This window comes from Corynebacterium phocae (assembly GCF_008693075.1).
Classification (GTDB): Bacteria; Actinomycetota; Actinomycetes; order Mycobacteriales; family Mycobacteriaceae; genus Corynebacterium; species Corynebacterium phocae.
In genome coordinates this window covers 1-21,713 of record NZ_VXKJ01000044.1, presented here as the reverse complement: position 1 = coordinate 21,713, position 21,713 = coordinate 1, and the positions used below count along the sequence as shown (strand labels likewise).

The following is a 21,713-nucleotide window of genomic DNA, read 5'->3' as shown; positions in this document are numbered from 1 at the left end:
CTCTGGTGCCTTTCAGGTGCTCCCGCTAAAAGCGAAGGCCGTGCTCTCGTAGAAGTTCGAGTGCACTTAAGCACTGGACTCTCTGCGCGGCTGCCGCGTCTGGGATTTTCACCGCATTAGTTTTTCGTGCTGACGCTTTTTCGTTGGTTAGAATGGTGAGGCCGTGTTCTGCGGCGTGCGCGACTAGCCACGCGTCAGCCCTCGAATCCTTCGCGTAGTCGGAAAGCGCAATCGTAGAGAACGGAGGGTCCTTTCGGTCTATGGCCCACGCGATTGTCTTCGAATAACACGCAATAGTTTCCTCGGTCACGGCAAGCATTGCATCTGGTGGAAAATGCTCTTGCACCCATGCGCCTACTTCATCGTCTCGCTCTCTGAACTCTTTCGCAACGGCTGGACAGAGAAGCAGGCGTTCCGTCGATTACAAGTATTCGAGTAGTTGCCAGTATCCGGGAAAAATATCCGGAGGGTAGGAATTGAACCCGTTGATAACTATGTTGGTGTCCAGCAAGTAGCGAGTCATTACCTAGCGCTCACCTGCATCCAGGTTCAGTACTTTCTCTAGAACCGCAACTCGTTTGTATCCGGTGAATTGGACGGCATCTGCGTAGGATAGAGTGCCCTCATCGTAAGCCTCTGAAAGGGCCTCAACGAAGTTTCTCCCCAGACGTGACCTTGTCATTACTGCGGGCCGGGGACCACCGCTGGTTTTTAGATCAGCCTTTTTTGGCTTGACCACTGAGTTCCAGCGCCTGACGAGTTCTCGGGCGCGGTCTGCTTCCAGAAACCCAAGTGCCGCTAGACGCCAAACAATAGCCTCAACGCTCGGACCTAGAGTCCTCGATTTTTTGGACAGATACTCGATATCTATGGGGTTTTCGAATTGCGCATCCGCTAGTAGTGCTTCTGGCAAGAGCAGGGTAGCCGCAAACTGGTTGCACCATCGTTCCACCTGATGGTGGTCATTATCTGAGCTGACGCCTTGCTGGCCCAGGAGGACGTGACCAAATTCGTGAGCCAAACTGAAAAGATTGGCGGTAGCTGCGTCAGCGGTGTTGATGAAAACGAGTGCATGCCCACGGTCTATGAGGGTGAATCCGCGGAATTCATCGGTGTCGAGTTTTGCATTCGTCTTGTTGCCGACCACGGAGCCTTTCATCACCAGTAGCCCGTAATTTTCCAAACAATCCGCCAACATATTGACGTGGGTGCGCCCGTGCGTCGCCACGGAGGAATCCCAACCTACTATTTCTCGCATGCGTTCAGCGACTGCCTGTGGATCGTTTTTAACTGTCGCGCTTCCAAGATGTTCTGGGGGAAGTCCTCCGAACTCCGTGGCGTTGTCCGTATACCAGGAAAGGCTACGCTGGCAGAAAGCGATTTGCTCCTCAAGTTCTCTACTGATGTTAGAGATTCGGTTGTTTGCTCTGGTCCGAAAGTCAGGGAGGTCGGGCGTTAGATCGACGGGCTCGGGGAGGAACAGAAAACCAAAGGGTATTCCAGCCTTCTTCGCTAGCCGTTTTGCTTGTTCGAACGTCGGATGCTGTTTTTCCTCTAACCAGGCGTTGACTTGTTTGAAGCCAGCCTGAGTAGTTAGCTCGGCTGCGGTGTGGCCTGTTCTCTCGACAGCCCATTGGACCATCGGTCCGCTAATGGGGACGCGAACATGAGCCATCGGAGAACTCCTTTCCTGCAGTATTCGATGATGATGCTCCATTCTAACCGAACAGCGCGTGCTGATGGAGGCATCGATTGTGGTTATGGAGGTGGCGTCTCGACTGTTTTCGTATCTTCTCGAGGTGAGTCCGGGAACCGGGGCTGGTTTGTGTGTTGTACTTGGCGCTGGGCAACAGGCCTAGGAAAGGTAGCACCCCCTTCGCAACAGAGAACTACGTTCAAGTTGGAAGGGGTTAACTGTCTGTGGTTTCAGTAGAAAACAATTTGTGCCCCAGAAAGGATTCGAACCTTCGACACCGGCTTTAGGAGAGCCGTGCTCTATCCCCTGAGCTACTGGGGCATGCACCGTGACCTGCGTACTCGCAGCCAGGCGGCCGCGTGTGGTCTTGATACGTTCGATAAGAATACCAGTACCAAGCGGGATAAGGCCAAATTGGAAAGGTCAATGGTCAAGTTCTTGAGTAGGGGAGGAGATGCGTGGAATTCCTGGGACATGTTCGTCTGGGTGCGGTTGATCATGCGGTGTCCGGCGGGGAACTAACGCAGCTGGTACCGATTCTGTCCCTACCAGGGGAAAGCTTTTGGGGTGGGATGTACGCCCCGGTTAGTGTAGTGGGGTATACTTGCTACTGTTTAGTGCGCTATACTAGTTTTGTGACAACGCGAAAAGAAATTCTGAGAAATATTGCGGACTATGCTAAACGTACTGGCCGGAGCCTCACGATCAAGGAAGATAGCAATCACACCCGCATCTGGGTCGGTGATCGTTACACCACGGTGGGTCGGCATAATGAAATCGATAATCTCATGGCCCGCATAATCTACAAGCAAATCGGAATGGAGCAATAGGGCATGAAAAACTTCACTGCAAGTGTTGAGCGAGGGGAAAAATGGTGGGTGGCGCAGCTTGTCGAAGATCCTGGGGTCATCATCCAGGCGCGTCGACTCGACCAAATTCAGGGAGAAATTCGTGATGCGCTAACCCTTTTCCCTGAGCTTACGGATTCGCCGGAAACCGCTACAATACGGCTTGAAATTGTTGGGGAGGTGGAGAAGCTAGCCCAAGAGACTCGTGAACAACTCAAAGAGCTCCGCAAGCGCGAAGCTCTCGAACTTGCCCGTATGTCGAAGCAAGCTAAGCAGCTCGCTAGTAGTGGGTATAATTACCGAGATATCGCTTATCTGCTCGGTATAACTTATGGAAGAGTCGGTCAAATTCTGAAGGAAAAATCTGCTAACGTCTAGTCTCTTTAGCTCTCGCAGAGCCGTAAGGGTTTCGACGGTGAATTTTTCTAATCTTGTAGTTGAAACACTCACCGAGTTATGGGGCTGTGAAGGTCCCACTAACGGCTTAAGCGAAGCTAGGTTCGCCGGGCTCAATGGCGTGGAGGGCACGCTTTCGCCCAAGGACATGGCTTCCCTTTTCGGCGAGGACCTCTAGGACCCGCCCGGCTGACTGCTAGCTCAGCTCTTCGAGCTTGCGGCGGACGTCGGATGCCGGCGGGTTAGTGGCATACGTGCCGTCGGAGTACAGGACGGTGGGGACAATCCGGTTGCCGTCATTGACAGACTTGATCCACTCGTTGACTTCATCCATGCCGGATTCTTCGACGTTGACCTCCGCGTAGGGGGTGTCCGTGCGGTTCAAGGCCTTGCGCAAGCGCGTGCAGAATGGGCACCACTCGGCGTAGAAGACGGTGACGGGGCTGGAGGTTTCTGGGGTTTTAACGGCCATGTTAGGCGGCGTCCTTTCTTTCGTAGGTGAGGAACTTGTATTTTAGCGGCAATTCGCTGGGGCCGCGCCCGGGCAAAATGAGGTGGCCATCCGTGGAGGTCATCCATTCGGTTTCGCGCACGCGGGAAAAGCCGCGGGGGATGTTGGGGGCAAAGACGGCGTCTTCGCCGTAGAAGCTAGCCACGTTGGCGTCCATGACGGTGATTTCCAACCTGTTAACGTGGCCCAAGGTGGCGGCGTAGACCTGCCCGCCGCCAATGACCCAGGCGTCGTGCACAGGCGCGTTTACTAAGTCGGAGATGACCGTGGCACCGGCGGACCAGTCACCGGGCTGGCTGCGGGAGAGCACGAAGTTCTCCCGGCCGGGCAGCGGGCGGAAGCGCGCCGGGAGTGACTCCCACGTGCGCCGGCCCATCACCACAGGCGAACCCATGGTGACCTCCTTGAAGTGCGCGAGGTCTTCCGGTACGTGCCAGGGCATGGCCTTGCCGTTGCCAATGACGCCGTCCACAGACTGCGCCCAGATAGCGCCCTTCATTAGACGGAGACCTGCGCCTTGATAGCCGGGTGGGGGTCGTAGCCCACAACCTGGAAATCATCGAAGGAGTAGGAGAAGAGGTCGGCCGCCTTGCGAAGATCCAGTTGCGGGTAGGGCCGCGGCTCGCGGGAGAGTTGCTCCCGGACCTGTGAAACGTGGTCGTTGTAGATGTGGCAGTCCCCGCCGGTCCAGATGAGGTCGCCTACCTCCAGGCCCGCTTGCTGGGCGAACATGTGGGTCAGCGCCGCGTAGGAGGCCAGGTTAAAGGGCACGCCCAGGAACATGTCCGCGGAGCGCTGGTAGACCTGCATAGACAGCTTGCCGTCTGCGACGTAGAGCTGGAACAGCAGGTGGCAGGGCATTAGCGCCATGTTGTTTAGCTCGGAGACGTTCCACGCGGAGACCAGGTTGCGGCGGGAATTCGGGTCGGATTTCAGCATCTCTAGCGCGCCGGAGATTTGGTCGATGTGCGCCCCGTCTGGGGTGGGCCAGGACCGCCACTGCACGCCGTAGACCGGGCCCAGTTCGCCGTCAGCGTCCGCCCATTCATTCCAAATCCGCACGCCGTTGTCCTGGAGCCACTTGACGTTGGACTCCCCGCGCAAAAACCACAGGAGCTCACCAATGACGCCGTGGAAGTAGACCTTCTTGGTGGTCAGCAGCGGGAAGGACTGGGAGAGGTCATAGCGCAGCTGCGCGCCAAAGATGGACCGCGTGCCGGTGCCGGTGCGGTCACCTTTGGCGGTTCCTTCTTCAAGGACGCGGCGCAAAAGGTCTTCGTAGGGGGTATCAATCTGTGTGGCCATGTTTTTAGGAGTTACCGTTGGCTTCCGCGAAGGCGGCTGCGTGCGCTAGGACCTCATCTTTGATTTCCGGGCGGCAGATTACTAGATCGGGGACAAACGTGTCTTCGTTGTTGAACGTGATTTCGGTGCCGTCTAGGCGCGAGCACCACAGCCCGGCTGCGATAGCTACGCCCACAGGCGCGGCCTGGTCCCACTCGTATTGCCCACCGGAGTGGATGTACCCGTCATAGTCGCCCAGCAGCACGGACATGGCTTTGGCTCCAGCGCTGCCGATACCCTTAGTCTCATAGCCCATCTGCTCCGCGATGTATTTAGACACCGCGGGTGGGCGGTTACGGGAGATGACAAACCGGCGCGATAGCGGCCCGGTTACGGCGCGAACGTCTGAGGACTTGAAGGTCACGCCCAGGTCCGGGAGACCCACGGCGGCGCAGACGGGTTTACCGTCTTCTACCAGGGCAATGTGGACGGCCCAGTCTTGGCGGCCGGTGGAAAACTCCTTGGTGCCGTCCAGCGGGTCCACAATCCAGACGCGTTTTTTCTGCAGCCGCGTCAGGTCATCGGTGTCTTCTTCTGATAGGAAACCGTCTTCTGGGCGGTGTTGGTCGAGGACGCGGGAGATCCATTCTTGGGCGAGGACGTCACCGGCATCACCCAGGGCAAGTCCACGCAGGAGGCCGGAGGAACGGATGCCTTTGAGGATGTCACCGCAGCCCTCAGCGATATGGTTGGCTAGGCGGGAATCAGAGATTTCAACGGTCATGGTTATAGGTTACCTCCCAGGCTATTGTTAAGGCATGTCGAGCGATATCCTGGACCGTTTCCGCCCCCAAGTTGCGGGGTGGTTTGCTGATGTTTTTGCTGGCCCCACCCCGGTCCAGCAGGCTTCATGGGAGGCTATTTCTGGCGGCAATCATGCGCTGGTGGTTGCTCCCACTGGTTCGGGTAAAACTTTGGCTGCTTTCCTGTGGGCGCTGAATAACCTGGTGGAAAAGCACGGGCAAACCGCCCTTCCCGTAACGCCGCAAGCCCAGCTAACCGAAAGCAGCGAAAGCAACGAGGGCGTGAAGGTCCTTTATATCTCCCCGCTCAAGGCCCTGGGCGTGGATGTGGAAAATAACCTCCGCGCGCCCTTAAACGGCATAGCCCGCACCGCGGAGAAACTCGGTTTAGATGCACCCAATATCACGGTGGGCGTGCGCTCCGGGGACACCCCGCAGGCAGAGCGCAACCGCCAGGTCCGCCGCCCGCCGGATATCTTGATTACCACCCCGGAATCCGCCTACCTAATGCTGACCTCTAAGGCGGCGGGGATTCTCAAGACCGTGGATACCGTCATCATCGATGAAATCCACGCCCTGGCCGGCACCAAGCGCGGCGTGCACCTAGCGCTGACCCTAGAGCGCCTGGCCCAGCTGGCCGGCGAGTTCCAGCGCGTGGGCTTATCCGCCACCGTGCGCCCCCTAGAGACCGTGGCGCATTTCCTGGGCGGCGACCGCCCGGTGGAAATCATCGCCCCACCGGCGGAGAAGAAATGGGAGCTAGACGTCCACGTCCCCGTGCCGGATATGTCCGACCTTCCCACCCAAGAGGACGCCTCCATCATAGGCGACGCCACCATTGATGACCCCCTCGGCCTCTCTAGCCCCAGCTCCAGCCCCAACCCCAGCCCCAGCCAACAAGAATCCGCCCTTCCTACCGCCAAGTCCATCTGGCCGTTCATCGAGGAAGAGCTCTACCGCGAGGTCATGGCGCACCGCTCCACGCTGGTCTTTGTCAACTCCCGCCGCACCGCGGAGCGCGTAACGAGCAGACTCAACGAGCTCTACGCCCTAGAACACGCCCCGGAGGCGCTGTCGCCTGACACGCGCCGGGACCCCGCCCAGCTGATGAAGTCCGTGGACGTGGCCGGCAAAGCCGCCCCGCTTATCGCGCGCGCCCACCACGGCTCGGTATCCAAGGATGAGCGCTTACTCACTGAAACCATGCTCAAAGAAGGCGCTCTCAAGGCCGTGGTGGCCACCAGCTCCCTGGAGTTGGGCATTGACATGGGCGCGGTGGACCTGGTCGTGCAGATTGAGTCCCCGCCCTCGGTGGCATCGGGATTGCAGCGTGTGGGCCGCGCCGGGCACTCCGTGGGTGCTATTTCCCAGGGCTCCTTTTACCCCAAGCACCGCAGTGACCTGGTGCAGACCGCCGTGACCGTGACCCGCATGCGCGCAGGCCTCATCGAGGAACTCAAGGTCCCCACCAACCCCTTGGACGTGCTGGTCCAGCAGACAATCGCCCACGTGGCCGCCCCGCTCAACCAGGAGGGAATAGACGCCGATGACTGGTATGAGACCATCCGCCGCGCCTGGCCGTACAAGCACTTGGCCCGCGAGGTCTACGACGCCGTGTTGGATCTCACCAGCGGCACCTACCCCTCCACGGACTTTGCTGACTTAAAACCCCGCGTAGTCTACGACCGCGTGCAGGGGCTGCTCACCGCGCGGCCCGGCGCGCAACGCGTGGCCGTCACTTCCGGCGGCACCATCCCGGACCGCGGCATGTTCGGGGTATTCCTGGTCAAGGGCGGGGAGGACGCCGCCCCGCGCCGGGTGGGCGAGCTGGATGAGGAGATGGTCTACGAATCCCGGGTGGGTGATATCTTCACCCTGGGCGCTAGCAGCTGGCGCATTGAGGAAATCACGCGCGACCAGGTGCTAGTGACCCCCGCCCCCGGGCACACCGGCCGCCTTCCCTTCTGGACCGGCGATCAAGCCGGGCGCCCCTATGAGCTGGGCAAGGCCCTAGGTGCCTTCCGCCGGGAGGTCCACACCGGCCAGCAGAATCCACCAAAAGATCTGGACCAGTGGGCCAAGGACAATCTCCGCGAATACTTGCAGGAGCAGGCAGAAGCCACCGGCTCCGTTCCGGATGACACCACTTTAATCCTGGAGCGCTTCACCGATGAGCTAGGGGACTGGCGCGTGGTTTTGCACACCCCGTTCGGCCGGCCGGTCAACGCCGCGTGGGCGCTGGCGGTGGGCCAACGCGTGGCTGAGCGCACCGGCATGGACGCGCAAGCCGTGGCGGGGGATGACGGTATAGTCCTCCGGCTGCCCCAAGGCGAGCACGAGCCGGACGCCTCCATCTTCATCTTCGACGCGGACGAAATCAGCGACATTGTCACCGAGCAGGTGGGCGGCTCCGCGCTGTTTGCCTCCCGTTTCCGCGAGTGCGCCGCCCGCGCGCTGCTGCTGCCGCGGCGAAACCCCGGCAAGCGCGCCCCGCTGTGGCAGCAACGCCAGCGCGCCGAGCAACTCCTAGACGTGGCCCGCAAGTACCCGAGTTTCCCCATCATTTTGGAAACGGTGCGCGAGTGCCTGCGCGACGTCTATGACCTGCCAGCACTTACCGAGACCATGCGTGAGCTTGCCCACCGGCGCATCCGCATAGCGGAGGTCACCACGGACCAGCCCTCACCTTTTGCCTCTAGCCTGCTGTTTAACTACACCGGCGCGTTTATGTATGAAGGCGATAGCCCCCTGGCGGAAAAGCGCGCCGCCGCCCTGGCCTTAGACCCCGCGCTGCTGGCCAAGCTGCTGGGAACGGTGGAGCTGCGTGAGCTGCTGGACCCGGAAATCATCGCGGAAGTCCACGCGCAGCTGCAACGCACTGCCGTATCGCGCCGGGCGCGCACCACGGAGGAGGTCGCGGATCTCCTGCGCGTGCTGGGGCCTATCCCGGTGGATAACCTTCCCTTGCACACCGACGTGCCGCTGCACGCCCTAGATCAGCTGGGCACCCGCATCATGCGCGTGCGCATTGCCGGGGTTGAGCACCTTGCCCAAGCCGCCGATGCCCCCTTACTCCGCGATGGCCTTGGCGTCCCCGTCCCACCCGGCGTTGCGGCGCAGCAAGCCACCATCACCGACGCGCTGCCCCAGCTGGTCTCCCGCTGGGCGCGCACCCGCGGGCCTTTTACTCTCGGGGAAGTCTCCGCCGCCTTCGGCATTTCTGTTTCCTCCGCGCACGCCACAGTCACCGCGCTGAATAACGTGATTGAGGGCCACTACCGGCAGGGCGTGGAGGAAAACGAGTACGTGGCCAAGGAGGTGCTCAAAACCATCCGCTCGCGCTCGCTGGCCGCCGCGCGCGCTGCCACAGAACCGGTCAGCCCCGCCACCTTTGGCCGTTTCTTACCCGATTGGCAGCAGGTAGCCCCCGTGGGCAAGCGCCCGCCCCTGCGCGGTGCGGATGGAACCTTTGCCGTTATTGAACAACTAGCCGGCGTGCGCCTGCCGGCCTCTGCCTGGGAAACCCTCATCCTTCCCTCCCGCGTGGGGGACTACCACCCCTCCCACTTAGATGAGCTCACCAACAACGGCGAGGTCCTCATCCTAGGTGCCGGCAAGGCCGGTGCCACCGATCCCTGGGTGATGCTCCTGCCGGCCGACTACGCCGAACAACTAGCGCCGTTGCCGGACGAAACCTCCGGCGGTACCGGACCCACACTGTCCTTCCTACAGGAAACCGTCCTGGATATCCTGCGCCGCGGCGGCGGCTTCCTCTTCGCTGACATCCTGCGTGAGGTCCCCGGCACCACGGAGGAACTCCGCGAGGCACTCTGGGACCTCGTGGAAATGGGCCTGGTCAGCCCCGACTCCTTTGCGCCCATCCGCGCCCACTTATCCGCCGGCTCCACCAAAGCAGCTGCCGCCCACCGCGCCAAGCGCCGCCCTAACCGCTCCCGCCTGCGCATGGGAAGAACCTCCTTTGCCCAATCCCAGCGCGCCGCCGCCCCTCCCGATGTCACCGGGCGTTGGTCCCTTGCCCCCAACGCACAAGCGAACCTTCAGGAAGCAGACGCCACCGCGCGTTCCATCGCCCACGGCGAGGCCTGGCTGGACCGCTACGGCGTAGTCACCCGCGGCAGCGTAGTGGCTGAAGACACCCTGGGCGGCTTTGCCCTGGCATACAAGGTGCTTTCCGGTTTTGAGGAATCCGGCAAGGCCATGCGCGGCTACGTCATTGAAGGACTGGGCGCCGCGCAGTTTTCCACCCCCGCCGTCATTGACCGTCTGCGCGGCCTGGCCGATACCCCGGATGTTACCGGCTGGCCGTCCGGTGCCTTGGAGCCTGCCGTCTACGCCCTGGCCGCCACTGACCCCGCCAACCCTTATGGCGCGGCCCTGCCTTGGCCGGAGAAAAACGCAGGCTATAAAGCCACCCGCGTCTCCCGCGCCGCCGGCGCGCTAGTAGTGCTCATTGACGGCCTGTGCGTAGCCCACCTCACACGGGGCGGGAAGACGCTGACCACTTTCTTCGACGAGCTCCCCGAAGGTGCCACCGGCGCACTTGAACTCACCCTGGACGCGCTCACCGACCTGGTGGCCCACGGCCGCCTCCAGCAGCTGACCATTGAAAAGATCAACGGCCAACCGGTATTCGACTCGCCCTTAGCAGCCCAGTTCCGCGACGCCGGGGCGTCTATTACCCCACGCGGGATAAGAATCACCGCCAAGAAACCACAACCCCGCACCGCCACTAGCGCCAACAGCCAACGCGGTCGCACCGTCACCGAAGCCCTCGAGGACCTCAACTTTGACGACCCGCCAACCGATGAAACCCCACGGCGCAATGGGCCGTTTGGGCAGCGGGGGAGTCGCGGTGGGTATAGGCGTTAGGAATAAGGAGTACGCTCCTGCGAAGCTCCCGCTAGGTTATCGGAATTGATAAAAAACTATCCCAATCGGTAGTGCATTAGTCAGTCCCGAAACAAGTTGAGAATTGCCGAAGCTGGTGTTCATGCACGTCTTTCCCGCCATTCGACGCTCGAATTTTACTGTTGTGGCTACACACTTTTTCGAGGCGGTCCCCGAAATATTGGACAGCCCATTTGAACTCATTAAAATCAGGATCGTACTTGTAGGCACTAATCCTGCCTAACAAAGCGCAAATCCAGTCCGCACATTGAACGGTCTGGTAAAGATGGCTTTCGACTTCCAGAGGTGGTTCAAGCAACTTGTCTGCGTCTCGATTGGAAAACATGAAGGCTGCGGTGGAGGCGAAAATAGCCATTCGTTCCTTGGGTCCCTGCTTATCGAGGATCATCATATGATTCTCGTATTCAGGGATTGACCAGTTCACTCGCTGGATCAATTGCTTCATCGCGTGGTCGTACCGCGAATTCTCGTCTTCGCCGGTTTCCAGGTTTGTTCCCCGTGGTTTTTCTTGTCCGTAGAAAATGACCTTGGCATCAAGGTGATCAAGAAGATTCAGAAGTCTATTGATCATATAGCGAACCTCTTGATACCTTTTCACATTGTTAGTGGTGAGCAGGGAAGCTCCTTTTTTCTCCCAGTGTTCGACGCGTTTTCCCTTAGCTCGTACCTTGGCGTCGATCTCTGCTTTTAGCCCTAGTTCTTTGATTTTCCGGAACTCGCCGGAGAGCCTCCGTACGTTATCTGCGGGGAGGATAATTCCACCGATACCGAATACTGGGTGGGTTTTAAATCGTTGATCAGCACGGGAAATGTAGGCTCCGTTATGACCGAACTCATCGAAATATCCAATCCACATTTTTCCATTATAAACCGGGGAAACCGATACCTGGAGTCAGATCGCGAAAGCTCGTGCATTCGCACGAGCCTCGGAAGTGGAGCACCGAAGTGCGTCCAAGCGCAGAATACCTCTTGGTTGCTGATCTTGTCAATACCTAGGTCAGGCAAGTCTTAGGTCGTGGTGTATCTAGTTTCGAATCTTGAGTTAGTTGTGACAGCTACCGGTCCGATTGTTTATGCGTGTGAGGCCGACGCCCAATCAGTCACTCCCTAGGGTTACCCGCAGGTACCATGGTGCTGGCGGAATACTCGGTGACGTAGATCCGCTAGCAATTCAGCTGGCTAAAAGTTTTAGGAAGGGGGCTGTGATGAGAGAACCGGTCGAAGGCGTTAAGAGGTTTGACGCAAGCGAGTTCCTCGACAGCAAGGAGACCATGCGTGCGTATCTTTGGGCAGCTCTAGAAGACGAAGCCATCGAGGGGGATGAGCTAGCTCTCTTCTTCCGTGATGTAAAGAAGGCGATGGGTAAATCGACTGCTGCGGTGGATACAGAAAGTACGGACCGTGCGGTGCTCCACGAGTTAGGCCTTAGCCTGCAAAAATTCTAGGTCTGCATCAAATTTCCAAAAGTTTGCACTGGTTTTGCCACAACGGGAGCGACGTAGTTAAAAAGTCCGGCCGCCGAGCGTTCGGTGAGTGGCGGGCTCGAATGCTCAGCAAATTTGCGACCCGAGCGAATTATTAATCAATTACACCAGACGGCCTAGCGTCCCTTTGTGCCTGGTCAGCGGATTTCGGGGTCGCCTGGAACCACTCTTGGACCTTTAGAAAATTCGATTAAGTCACGGCTGTGGCCGTGCGCCGCCGTCGTATCGGTCGGTTAGTGCAGGTCCCCCGGCCGATCGCCGGGGGACACTCCAAGGGGCGCTAGTCAACCGAAAGCCGGGACCCTAGTTGTTCTGGAGAGCCATGATGATCCGTGCGCAGGCCTCGGCGTCGGAGCTGGCCGCGTGGTGGTTCAAGTTGACCCCGGGGACCAAAGCCTTCGTGACGGTGGGGAGCTTGTAGTTAGGCAGGTCTATGTGGCGTTGGGCTGTGCGGTAGGAGCAGTAGAACTGGCGCGGCACGGTATCAAGGCCAAAGTAGGCGTCTAGTTCACACCAGACGTCGCGGTCAAAGGTGGCGTTGTGCGCGTAGACGGGAAGCCCGGCCGTCCACTCCTTGAGGTGGGGCGCTATCTGGTGCCATTGGGGAGCACCAGCAACCATGTCCAGGGTGAGCCCGTGGATGTGGGTCAGCTCGAAGGAGTCAAAGCCTTCCGGTGGGCGCAGCAGGGTGGTGTAGGTGTTGACTACTTGGCCGTTTTCTATTTTGATGAGCGCTACCTGGCAGGCCGATGCCTTGGAGGAGTTGGCGGTTTCAAAGTCCACGGCAACGAAGGTGCGTTGGGCTAGGACGGCGGGGGAGGGGACCCAACCGGAATAGTTGGAAGGTGCGCCCACGCGGGTGGCGGCGCTGCCAAAGGCGGTGGCGTTCACACCGGTGGCGAGCTTGGTTTCTCCGGTTCTTACTGCGGCGGGCTTTCCGGGCCGGGCCTTGATTTCTGCTTCTAGGTCTTTGAGTCGTTGCCATTCGGCTACGTAGGGGCTGGGGTCTTCCCCGTTGGCACGGGCTAAGAATTGCTGCGCCTTGGCCAGGCGCTTGAGCAGATCCACGCGGTAGTCATCGCGGGGTGCGGGGATCCCCAGGTCTAACCAGCCCTGGATGGTGTGGACTACGGCCGCGTGGTCACCCTGCTTTTGTTGGATGAGCACGACCTCTTTGACGTAGTACTCCATGGCGTTGTCAGGGTTGGCCTTGGCAACGTCCACCATGGCGTCCATGCACCCTTGGGATAGTTCCAAGGCCTCATCCAGGTGGTCCTCGCGCTTGAACTGCTTGATGTCGGTGAGCCAATCACAAATGTACTTGCCCTGGTATTGGGGCATAACCCAGTCCGCGCACTCCACAGCGGACGAAGCGGCCGGGCGAGCGGCCAGTGAAGGTGCCGAGGCCACGGTAGGGGCAGGGGCAGCCGCTCGGTCTGGAGGCGCTGGAGCCGGGGACAAGGGAGCCTTAGCACCAGGCTGGCCCGGTTCCTGTTTGTTAAACGGTGCTGGCAGTGACTTACTGCTGGAATAGCGGTAGAAGTGCCAGCCCGCCCAGGCGAGCATGAGTAGCGCCCCGAGTTTATGGAAAAAGATCATAAACATCAGGATAAGCAGAGGAACGGCGCAACCCATGTGGAATAACCACAGCCCTTGGGAGTTCCTGCCGCCTTTGGTGAGGATTGTGGGGTCCTCACCCAACTTAGCTAGCACCTGGTGGCACTGGCCCACGGTGATGAAGTCTAGGCGTGGGGCTGAGTTATCGGAGGATTTCTTGGAAATTACCGAACGCACGTAGGAGCGTTGGTACCCGGTGGCGCGCTTGGTGCCGTCAGGTTGGAGAATGCGCTCCCATTCCTCCAGGCTGATGACATCATGGCCTTTGGGCAGCTCGATTATCTTGGTCACCGCCGGCGGGCGCTTAGCGGTCTGCGGCGCAGATGCAGGAGCAGACACAGGCACAGGTGAAGGAACAGAAGCCTGGGTGGGACGAGAGGTGGTTGCGGGGCGGTACCGGGGCGGGGCGCTGTAATGTGTGGGATCAACCTCAAAGTCGACTAGCTGGGGCAGCGGCTTGGTGTTGGTGGGGGAGAGGAAGCCTTCTTCTAGCTCGTTGGCTTTGGCGGCAAAGATTTCTACCTCGCTGGACAGCGAGGAGCCCTTGATGGTCCCGCGCGCCACGCACGTAAAGCCCAGGTCCGCGAAGTGCCGGACGGTGGGCAAAAACTTCTCCGATGATGCCGCGCTCATCTCACCAATGCGATGCCCGTCCAGGCGCAGCTCCACCACCTGGCGTTGATTGCGCGGGCCTGCCTGGATGAGGTGCATGGTCACTAGGATTTGCCCGTAGCCGGATTCCGGCAGGTATTCGCCCAGCACGTCTAGGTGGTCTTTTTCCTTGATTGCCTGGAGCTTGGCACCTACTGGGAGGACCACGAAGCCATCGGTTGGGGGATTGTTTAGTGGCAGGAGGAGCTCTGCATCCGGCAGATCCAACGTGATGCGGAAACGCCGGTTGTTGTTCGCGCCACGGGCTTGGACGCGCGCTGTAACTAGGGCATCACAATCACTGGCAGCAACCCTCCTAAGCTGCTGGTAGTCCCCGGCTAGCTCAGCCGGGATGTAGCCTAGAACCCGGTCCTGCCAGCGCACAGAGATTGCCTGCCCGGATTTGCCGTGGGGATTATCAGGTTCCGGCACCAGGGTCACTGGTGCCTCGTAGCTGTCAACATTTCCAACGGTGCGGTGCAGGGACTCACAATTAGCCTGGTGGTGTGCAGTGCCTGCTACCTCCACCCGAGTCTTCTTGCCCAGAACGGCAATGCCATAGTGCGTGGTCATGGTTCCTCCGGAGGGTGCTCGCAGCGGCCCCCAGGGATACTGGTGAGCCTTACCTAAATAATTTTTTCCAGTTTACCTATGGGTATTTACGAGCAGCGCAAAGGAGCGGCGGTACCCGGCGCAACGCCTTTTGCGAACCCGAGGAGGGTGGCTGGGGAGCAAGCAGAAAGCCAGGAACGCGAAGAAAATAGACCAGATAGTGAATTAAAACTAGACCGTTCATTCTGCTTTGTTTTAAGGTGGAGCCCGTCCTTAAAAACCCAAAGATAGAGAGAACATCATGATCCTTACTGGCCTAGCCGTTGGCGTTGTATTTGGCGCCGTATTACAAAGAGGGCGCTTCTGCGTCACCGGAATGATGAGGGATATCTTCCTCAATCGCACCTGGCGGGGGATGGTGGCGCTGCTTATTCTGATTTCGGTTCATTCCATTGGGCTGACTGCTTTAGTGCAGCTGGGTGTGCTTAGCCCTGGTGTGGATGAGTTTGCTCCCATTGGCGTTATCCTTGGCGGGTTCATCTTCGGCCTGGGGATTATCCTGGCCGGCGGTTGCGCGTCGGGTACGTGGTACCGCTCCGCTGAGGGCCTGGTGGGTTCTTGGATAGCGCTGTTGTTCTACGGGCTATCTGCGGCGGCTATGAAGTACGGGTTCTTGCATTCGCTGAACTCTAGCGCCAAGAAGTGGACACTACCGGTGACCACCATCCCGGAGGCTTTAGGGATTTCACCGTGGGTGTTCGTGGCGTTGACCGTTGCCGGTACCTTCGCATTGTGGCGCCATTACGCTATTAAGGACGCCCACACACCTTCTTACGCGCTCGATGCCCCCTGGTACCAGCGCCCCTTATCCGCCAACGTTGCCGGCGCACTGATTGGTGTTATTGGCACCGTGGCGTTTGTCCTTTCCGCTGCTAGTGGCAGGAATTCCGGCCTAGGAATTACGACCCCTAGTGCGGATATCATCAACTTCACCGCTACTGGTGATCCTGACCGGGTGAACTGGGGCACCTTGTTGGTCATTGGCCTGCTTCTTGGCGCATATCTGGCGGCCAAGGCCACTGGTGAGTTCCGCATCCGCGTTCCCGATGCCTCCACCGCTGTACGCGCTATCTTCGGCGGAAGCTTCATGGGTGTGGGCGCAGCGTTAGCCGGTGGTTGCACGGTGGGCAACGGCATGGTGGAGACCTCCCTGTTTTCTTTCCAGGGCTGGGTATCCCTCGTATTCATGACTTTGGGCGTGGGCGTTGGTGCCAAGCTGTGGCTGCGCAAACAACCAGTGGCTGTCGAGCAAATCGACACAGTTTCCTCGTCTGATGCAATACCGGGGCTTTCTATCCCGCAGGTTACCGGCCTGGTGGGCGTGACTACAAAGAAGCCGTCCCAACCGGTTCAGATGGACACCACGCAGGTGGACGCACCAGCCGGCGGCCGTGTGTTTAAACTCGACACCCTGGGTGCCGTGTGCCCGTTCCCGCTCATTGAGGCCAAGCAAGCAATCGCGATACTGGAACCCGGAGACAGCCTAGTCATCGATTTCGACTGCACCCAGGCCACCGACTCCATCCCTACCTGGGCCGCCGACGAAGGCCACGTTATCTCCGACTTCCAACGCGTAGGCGACGCGGGCTGGCAGGTAACAGTAGTCAAGAACCCCAGCGAGTTGAAAGCAGTGTTGGTTTAGAGCACTCAAATTCCCTCACAGGGCGGACTGGAAGGTTCAAGGCTTCCGGGCCGCCCTACTGGGGATACTGAGCGCTAGGCTATAGCCTCAACCTGCCCCAACAAGAAAAGATCCGCGCGGGGACAACTAGAACCCAAACCTGTGCATGTATGGGGAGACAACCTTTGCTACTACTGCCAGCAGGGAAATAATACCGACGATGATTCCAATTACATTGCTGGCACTGGAGCCCCGGTCTTCCTGATAATGGTCATCTTCCGAAGGCTCAGGGGGCTCCGTGTAAGCGATGATTCCGGTAGGGGTTTCACCCTTCAGCGCGGAACGGTAGAGGTTATCGCGAATTTCTTTGTCCTCCAGCACGGAGTTCCCTAACGGAAAGCTGGTAGCAACCGCCGCGCTTGATCCGTACCACTTTCCATCGATGTAAACCATCGGACTTCCGAAGCCATACCAGCGACGGGTTGGGTCCAGTAAGTTATACAAGTGACCGCTATCAAGGGCAAAAGCCCCGTCGCGTCGCTGAAGATTCTTTAGTTCGCGGTGTCCCCACTGGTGGTAGATCGCGTCATACATGGCGTTACCAAAGTCATTTTTAGCTAATGCAAGGTTTTCTGATGAAGGTATGTCGGAGGGCGGAAGGCAAGCAGCCGAGCATTCTATAAACGGTCTGGTGTGGACCAGCCCTCCGTACCGGTGTCCGCCAGCCGGAATGAATTCTGCTGAACGTTGGACAGCTAGTTTGGTGAGTTCGGGATCAATGGCCACCGCGTTTACATACTTTTCTTTAGTATCTAGGCCTTCGTGGCCGGCGGCCTCACGTAGCGGCATATGATCCCACGGTGGGTTAATGTCCCACATCTCTGAACGGATCTTCTTCAGTGCCGGCAGACCGATGGTCTCTGCGTCGGCAAAATTTACTCTTGCGGGGACAGCCACCAGGGAGTCTGTGCTCACATGGGTCTCCACGCCTGTTACTGGTGCGGGGGCGGCTAACACTGCGGCGGGCGAACTAAGTACCAAGGCGCTGGCGATTGCCGCCGAAACAACGCGGGTGCGTAACGTGAAAGAACTAGCCATAGAATTCTCCTTCATAGGGTGGCCGTCTGGCCTGGATACATGGAGTTTCCATCCAGACAGCAGTATTGATTGGGAATAAGGGAAATTGGAACGTTGATGATTCTAGTCGATTGAGTGAACCTGATGACTATAAATTCCCTGGCCTCTCATTTCATTACCAAGGAACCGGAAGGAACTCCGCCCTGGGGGCCACGACTCCCAGCGCGGATACCATCAACCTCACCGCTTCCGGCGAACCTGACCGGGTGACTTGGGGCACCTTGCTGGTCATCGGCCTACTCCCGGGCGCATACTTTGCGGCCAAGGATACTGGTGAGTTCCGCATCCGCGTTCCCGATGCCTCCACCGCTGTCCGCGCCATCTTCGGCGGCACCTTCATGGGCGTGGGTTTGGCGCCGAGCTGGGGCTGTGCAAGCAGCCAGTCGCAGTCGAGCAACTCTCCGGCAGCGCCAAATCCGACGCAACCAGGGGGCTTCCCATCCCGCAGGCCACTGGCCTGGTGGGCGTGACTACAAAGAAGCCGTCCCAACCCGTTCAAGTGGACACCGCGCAGGCGAGCGCACCAGCTGGCGGCCGTGTGCCCATTCCCACTCATTGAAGCGAAACAAGCAATCGCGCAACTAAAACCAGGAGACAGCCTAGTCATTGACTTTGATTGCCCCCAGGTCACGGACTCCATCCCTACATCGGCTGCTGACGAAGGCCACGTCATCTCTGATTTCCAACGCGTAAGCGACGCCGGCTGGCAGGTGACAGTGGCCAAAACCCAAAACGAGCTGAAAGTGCCGTTGGTCTTGGCAGGCCAACCTGACCGGCAGCACGGGGCCATGAGGGCTTCCGGTGCCTCGGCTCTTCCCGTGCATTAATCTAAGCTCAATGGCGCGAATGATTCAGCTCATATGGCCTGCGGGTGCCATTAAAGTCAAAGTTTAAGGCAGGGTATCAGAAAGCACCAACCCCTCATCCCGCAGGACTCCACCCCTACTACCGGGTGACACAAACTAGGAAAAACGCTCGTACGGAGAAGACAAGGTACTTTAGCCTCCTACAATCGCATTCAATCGGAAGTTACTAGCGGAAGTTGAGGGGAGCATGGCAGCCAGAGCTAGCTTCCTTAAATATTGGACCCTAGGGAAAATCGCTAGGAGTGAATCAAAGATCACATCATGCAGTTTGACTAATGGCTCGTGGATGGGCTAGCTACTCGTTTCGTTTTCGCCGCTAAGAATTATAGGCTTTTGACGAGGAATATGAAGTAGCTTTATGCCTGCCAGGCGCGGCCACTAGAGGTCTAATCATTAGCTAGTTGGTGGATATTTTGTTCCTTAGCCGCTTTAGAATAGATCTCCGGAAGATAGCTGAGTACCTTCTCGAAATGATCTTCTGTGGTTATTCCTTTGATGACGATTGGCATTAATCCGGCTGTCAAAGTGAAACCAAATTCCCTGGGGTTCTTTCCGATTGAGGACAGGTGAGGAATTTTTTTCTCAGTGATCAGTTTTTCAATTAGATCGCTCCAGATGTCGGGATCCCCGCGTAAAAGGTGTTTTGCGCGATTGGCAGGTTCCTGGTATTTTTCGAAGACTTCCTCGAAATCGACATCTCTGTGCCATTGGCCAAATCCAATCTGAACCGAGGATCCCGAATCGTAGACGGATAGAAATTTCGATCTACGCCGAGATCCAAGTTTTCGGATCTTTTCGATATCGTCCCCGAAGTAACAAGAGTAGCGCCGCGAGTACTGGTCGCGTAGCCCTGCGAAACATACAGGAGTTGGGTAATCCGCCTTGTCCCCGTCATTTATATGATGCTGAATTTTTGCTTCCAATCGGTACATGGGGTGAGAGCTGAGCTTCTCTTGGCTGACACCTTGTGCTTTCAAGCGACTATCGACGGCGAAGTCTAGAACCGGTTCTGGGGCAGTTGGCGTTGCGCTACTGCCAGAGGAAGTAACTTCGGTAATGGTCACGCAGCTAAGTAACTTAGACCAGTCAATATCTTCAGATTCAATTGTTTCTTCCTCATCTGAAGATGAATTCTGGTTCAAAAAGATGCTTTTTAGAAGAGGCATGAAGCTGGTGAAAGAATGCTTCAGGTGAGTTGGTAAGCCCCATTCTTCCAGATAATTCGGTTCGAAGGTGTCATAGCTTATGTCGAGAAGGTTCTCGAGCTCTTGGGGAGCTCCCTGATCGTCATCGGTTGCACGATAAATCGTGAGCTGATCTGCAAATTTTTCGTAGACTGTCGGGTAGGCGACCTGGAAACACATGAGTATGAAAACTTCAAGGTGATGTTTCCCGATAAATGAGTTTGTGTCGTTGCTTGCTCCTTCTTCTGCTGCTGTTGCGATCAGACAAGCGAGGGTGAAGGAATTAAACAGTCGTTTGATAGATCGTGGATTGTTCTGAAGCGACAATGAAATCGCCCGTTCGTATTTTTCAAGGTCTTTGATTTCTAAAGAAGTTGCGCCTTCTTTGAGTAAGCTCTCAATGAGCTTCGAAGGCTGTATTGCGTTGACGGGCATGTTGAAGGGAACTTGTACAATTTTGTCAAAGAACGAACGCGCTTTTGAATCGTCGAACTGATCCCCGCCGTATTTTTGAGAGACTCCGAGCTTCACAATATCGAAGTCAATCGCTAGAACGAAGACCGTTTTTTCAACATCAAGCATGAATTTAATCACTTCTAGGATCTCGACTGCTCTGGCTGGGTCTAGCCGGTCAAGGTCGTCTATGAAGAAAACTACGCGGTTGCATTTGGCTTTCTCGCAGTAGTCCGAGACTAATTCGATGAATTCCTGACGCATTTCCGAGAGATCGGGTATTCCGTCACCGTCGGAATCCGATTGAAAGTATGGGGATAAATCCCAGCCTTTGGTTGCACCGGCGAGCATTATTACTTGCTTTCCATATTTTACAACTCCCCGAGTAAGATTTTTAATTTTCTTCTCGTACATTTTTAGCATTTCGCCGGAGAGCTCAAGCTCTCCGAAGAGCTTCTCCATGCTCTCGATGAGCTTTTTGATAACTGAGACCACGAGGGTTTTGTCCATATCGAACATTGCGTATTGCCAAGTGTCGATGTAGACCGTGCTTACCTTGTTGTCTTTGGAGCTTTTAGTTTTTAGCAACTGCCTAATGGAGTTAATGGCAGAGGTTTTTCCCGAGCCCCAAGGGCCTTGGACGGCCATAGTCATAGGGGTCACGCAGTTGTCGATGAAGGTTGCTAATCCCTGGTAATACGAGTTCAGTTGTAGTTGATCAAGCTGGTCCACGGGTTGATTGTTGTTTGGCTGAATAGGAAGATCATTTATCCCATAGACCAGGTTGTTAGTGTTTTTTGAGCCTTGAGGATTTTTGCGCTTTCTCATTTCAGTGGTCGCTTTCTATTGGCTTGCTGCGTGGTTTGAATGCAAAAAAGAGAAAATCCTGCTTGGCAAGATAAAACTGGCGGGAACCAGGCAACTCTTTAGCGCTGAAACTTGTACTCTTGTGCACTTCAAGAGCCAGTGTCTCCAAAATATTCTTCTGTTACATATTAGGTTAATTTTGCCATCTTGTCCAGCAGCGGAGCCAAAACCGCCTTTGAGTCAGATTAGTTAACGGCACCGTCGCGGGTCTTAGCAAACCCCGGACGACTGTGAAGTGGCCTTTATTTTGTTCCTAGCAATTTACCCTGGTTTCCATTATTTCAGGAAGCTGGTTTTGGCTGCAATATTCGGCCTCAACTTCCAGTGTGCGGATTCCGAGTAGTTGGAACTCCTGATCCGCGTAGTTGGTGTGTAATGTCATATCCTTGCTCACGAACAATGTCATAGCTTTGCTCACAGATCCTGCGGGATTTTAGGTACGGGGTTCTTGGTCGGTGGATTGGGCGGCGAAGCGCTTCTCAGCTTCATCGTGTTTGCGTTGCCAGTGGGCTTGGAGTGGGCTAGGAATTAGGCCCTTATGACTTAAGCGGTTGCCATCTGATTTTCGTGCTTCCATTTCTCCGCAAATGCATTTGGGGTCATGTATCCCAGTGCTGAATGCGGATGTTCATTATTATACCTATACCGCCACCACGCGATTCGTTCTTCGGCATCGTTGATGCCGTAGAAGAGGTTATCCTCGAACAACTCATCACGCATCCTGTTGTGCATGGACTCGACGAATCCGTTGTGC

General features: G+C 57.3%; 19 protein-coding genes and 1 tRNA gene. 7 read left to right on the top strand and 13 right to left on the bottom strand.

Annotation, left to right across the window (positions count from 1 at the left end; genetic code table 11):
- Window positions 1–25: 25 nt before the first annotated feature.
- The 4 genes from F4V58_RS08625 to F4V58_RS08615 form a co-directional block, all read right to left on the bottom strand.
- Window positions 26–409, bottom strand: a complete 384-nt coding sequence (locus F4V58_RS08625; RefSeq protein WP_245803062.1) for a DUF4411 family protein — start codon at window positions 407–409, stop codon at window positions 26–28.
- A 12-nt stretch (window positions 410–421) separates the two neighbouring features.
- On the bottom strand, window positions 422–523 hold the full coding sequence (locus tag F4V58_RS13135; RefSeq protein WP_245802977.1) for a DUF4411 family protein: 102 nt from the start codon (window positions 521–523) through the stop codon (window positions 422–424).
- 3 nt (window positions 524–526) lie between these two features.
- A complete protein-coding gene (locus tag F4V58_RS08620) occupies window positions 527–1,675 on the bottom strand; it encodes an ImmA/IrrE family metallo-endopeptidase (protein ID WP_075735127.1) in 1,149 nt (382 codons plus the stop codon).
- A 269-nt stretch (window positions 1,676–1,944) separates the two neighbouring features.
- Window positions 1,945–2,017: transfer RNA gene (locus tag F4V58_RS08615), tRNA-Arg, on the bottom strand.
- Window positions 2,018–2,529: 512 nt separating this feature from the next.
- On the opposite strand from F4V58_RS08615, the gene F4V58_RS08605 reads away from it, so the two are divergent.
- On the top strand, window positions 2,530–2,922 hold the full coding sequence (locus F4V58_RS08605) for a hypothetical protein (protein WP_075735123.1): 393 nt from the start codon (window positions 2,530–2,532) through the stop codon (window positions 2,920–2,922).
- Window positions 2,923–2,959: 37 nt separating this feature from the next.
- Window positions 2,960–3,118: a hypothetical protein gene (locus tag F4V58_RS12550; RefSeq protein ID WP_157105775.1), complete on the top strand. Its 159-nt coding sequence runs from the start codon at window positions 2,960–2,962 to the stop codon at window positions 3,116–3,118.
- A gap of 18 nt (window positions 3,119–3,136) precedes the next feature.
- On the opposite strand, the gene F4V58_RS08600 is transcribed toward F4V58_RS12550, so the two are convergent.
- Genes F4V58_RS08600 through F4V58_RS08585 form a run of 4 tightly spaced genes read right to left on the bottom strand, consistent with a single transcriptional unit; the run spans window position 3,137 to window position 5,519 of the window.
- Window positions 3,137–3,412, bottom strand: a complete 276-nt coding sequence (locus F4V58_RS08600) for a glutaredoxin domain-containing protein (RefSeq protein WP_075735121.1) — start codon at window positions 3,410–3,412, stop codon at window positions 3,137–3,139.
- Window position 3,413: 1 nt separating this feature from the next.
- Window positions 3,414–3,950, bottom strand: a complete 537-nt coding sequence (locus F4V58_RS08595) for a dihydrofolate reductase (protein ID WP_075735119.1) — start codon at window positions 3,948–3,950, stop codon at window positions 3,414–3,416.
- Window positions 3,950–4,756: a thymidylate synthase gene (locus F4V58_RS08590; RefSeq protein ID WP_075735117.1), complete on the bottom strand. Its 807-nt coding sequence runs from the start codon at window positions 4,754–4,756 to the stop codon at window positions 3,950–3,952. Before F4V58_RS08590 ends, F4V58_RS08595 begins: the two co-directional genes overlap by 1 nt.
- A 4-nt stretch (window positions 4,757–4,760) precedes the next feature.
- Entirely contained in the window at window positions 4,761–5,519 is a 759-nt protein-coding gene (locus F4V58_RS08585) for a 3'(2'),5'-bisphosphate nucleotidase CysQ (RefSeq protein WP_075735115.1), read from the bottom strand.
- A gap of 34 nt (window positions 5,520–5,553) precedes the next feature.
- Here F4V58_RS08585 and F4V58_RS08580 point away from each other — a divergent pair, with 34 nt between their 5' ends.
- Window positions 5,554–10,428 (top strand): ATP-dependent helicase, encoded by a 4,875-nt coding sequence (locus tag F4V58_RS08580; RefSeq protein WP_075735113.1) that lies wholly within the window; start codon window positions 5,554–5,556, stop codon window positions 10,426–10,428.
- A gap of 76 nt (window positions 10,429–10,504) precedes the next feature.
- Here F4V58_RS08580 and F4V58_RS08575 read toward each other — a convergent pair whose 3' ends face one another.
- Window positions 10,505–11,323: a DUF3800 domain-containing protein gene (locus F4V58_RS08575; protein WP_075735111.1), complete on the bottom strand. Its 819-nt coding sequence runs from the start codon at window positions 11,321–11,323 to the stop codon at window positions 10,505–10,507.
- 415 nt (window positions 11,324–11,738) lie between these two features.
- On the opposite strand from F4V58_RS08575, the gene F4V58_RS08570 reads away from it, so the two are divergent.
- Entirely contained in the window at window positions 11,739–11,912 is a 174-nt protein-coding gene (locus tag F4V58_RS08570) for a hypothetical protein (RefSeq protein ID WP_169833318.1), read from the top strand.
- Window positions 11,913–12,254: 342 nt separating this feature from the next.
- Here F4V58_RS08570 and F4V58_RS12890 read toward each other — a convergent pair whose 3' ends face one another.
- Window positions 12,255–14,792: an exonuclease domain-containing protein gene (locus F4V58_RS12890; RefSeq protein ID WP_245802976.1), complete on the bottom strand. Its 2,538-nt coding sequence runs from the start codon at window positions 14,790–14,792 to the stop codon at window positions 12,255–12,257.
- Between the two features lie 280 nt (window positions 14,793–15,072).
- Here F4V58_RS12890 and F4V58_RS08560 point away from each other — a divergent pair, with 280 nt between their 5' ends.
- Window positions 15,073–16,473 (top strand): YeeE/YedE thiosulfate transporter family protein, encoded by a 1,401-nt coding sequence (locus tag F4V58_RS08560; protein WP_075735107.1) that lies wholly within the window; start codon window positions 15,073–15,075, stop codon window positions 16,471–16,473.
- A gap of 126 nt (window positions 16,474–16,599) precedes the next feature.
- Here the strand turns inward: F4V58_RS08560 and F4V58_RS08555 are convergent, their stop codons facing one another.
- A complete protein-coding gene (locus tag F4V58_RS08555; RefSeq protein ID WP_075735105.1) occupies window positions 16,600–17,550 on the bottom strand; it encodes a hypothetical protein in 951 nt (316 codons plus the stop codon).
- 110 nt (window positions 17,551–17,660) lie between these two features.
- Here F4V58_RS08555 and F4V58_RS08550 point away from each other — a divergent pair, with 110 nt between their 5' ends.
- Complete coding sequence (locus F4V58_RS08550; protein WP_075735103.1) at window positions 17,661–18,059, top strand: YeeE/YedE thiosulfate transporter family protein; 399 nt, start codon at window positions 17,661–17,663, stop codon at window positions 18,057–18,059.
- A 66-nt stretch (window positions 18,060–18,125) separates the two neighbouring features.
- On the top strand, window positions 18,126–18,416 hold the full coding sequence (locus tag F4V58_RS12975) for a sulfurtransferase TusA family protein (protein ID WP_075735101.1): 291 nt from the start codon (window positions 18,126–18,128) through the stop codon (window positions 18,414–18,416).
- A gap of 425 nt (window positions 18,417–18,841) precedes the next feature.
- Here F4V58_RS12975 and F4V58_RS08540 read toward each other — a convergent pair whose 3' ends face one another.
- Both F4V58_RS08540 and F4V58_RS08535 read right to left on the bottom strand, forming a co-directional pair.
- On the bottom strand, window positions 18,842–20,920 hold the full coding sequence (locus F4V58_RS08540) for a KAP family P-loop NTPase fold protein (protein WP_075735099.1): 2,079 nt from the start codon (window positions 20,918–20,920) through the stop codon (window positions 18,842–18,844).
- A 582-nt stretch (window positions 20,921–21,502) separates the two neighbouring features.
- Window positions 21,503–21,713: integrase core domain-containing protein (locus tag F4V58_RS08535; protein ID WP_150385768.1), on the bottom strand; the 211-nt coding region annotated here is incomplete at its 5' end.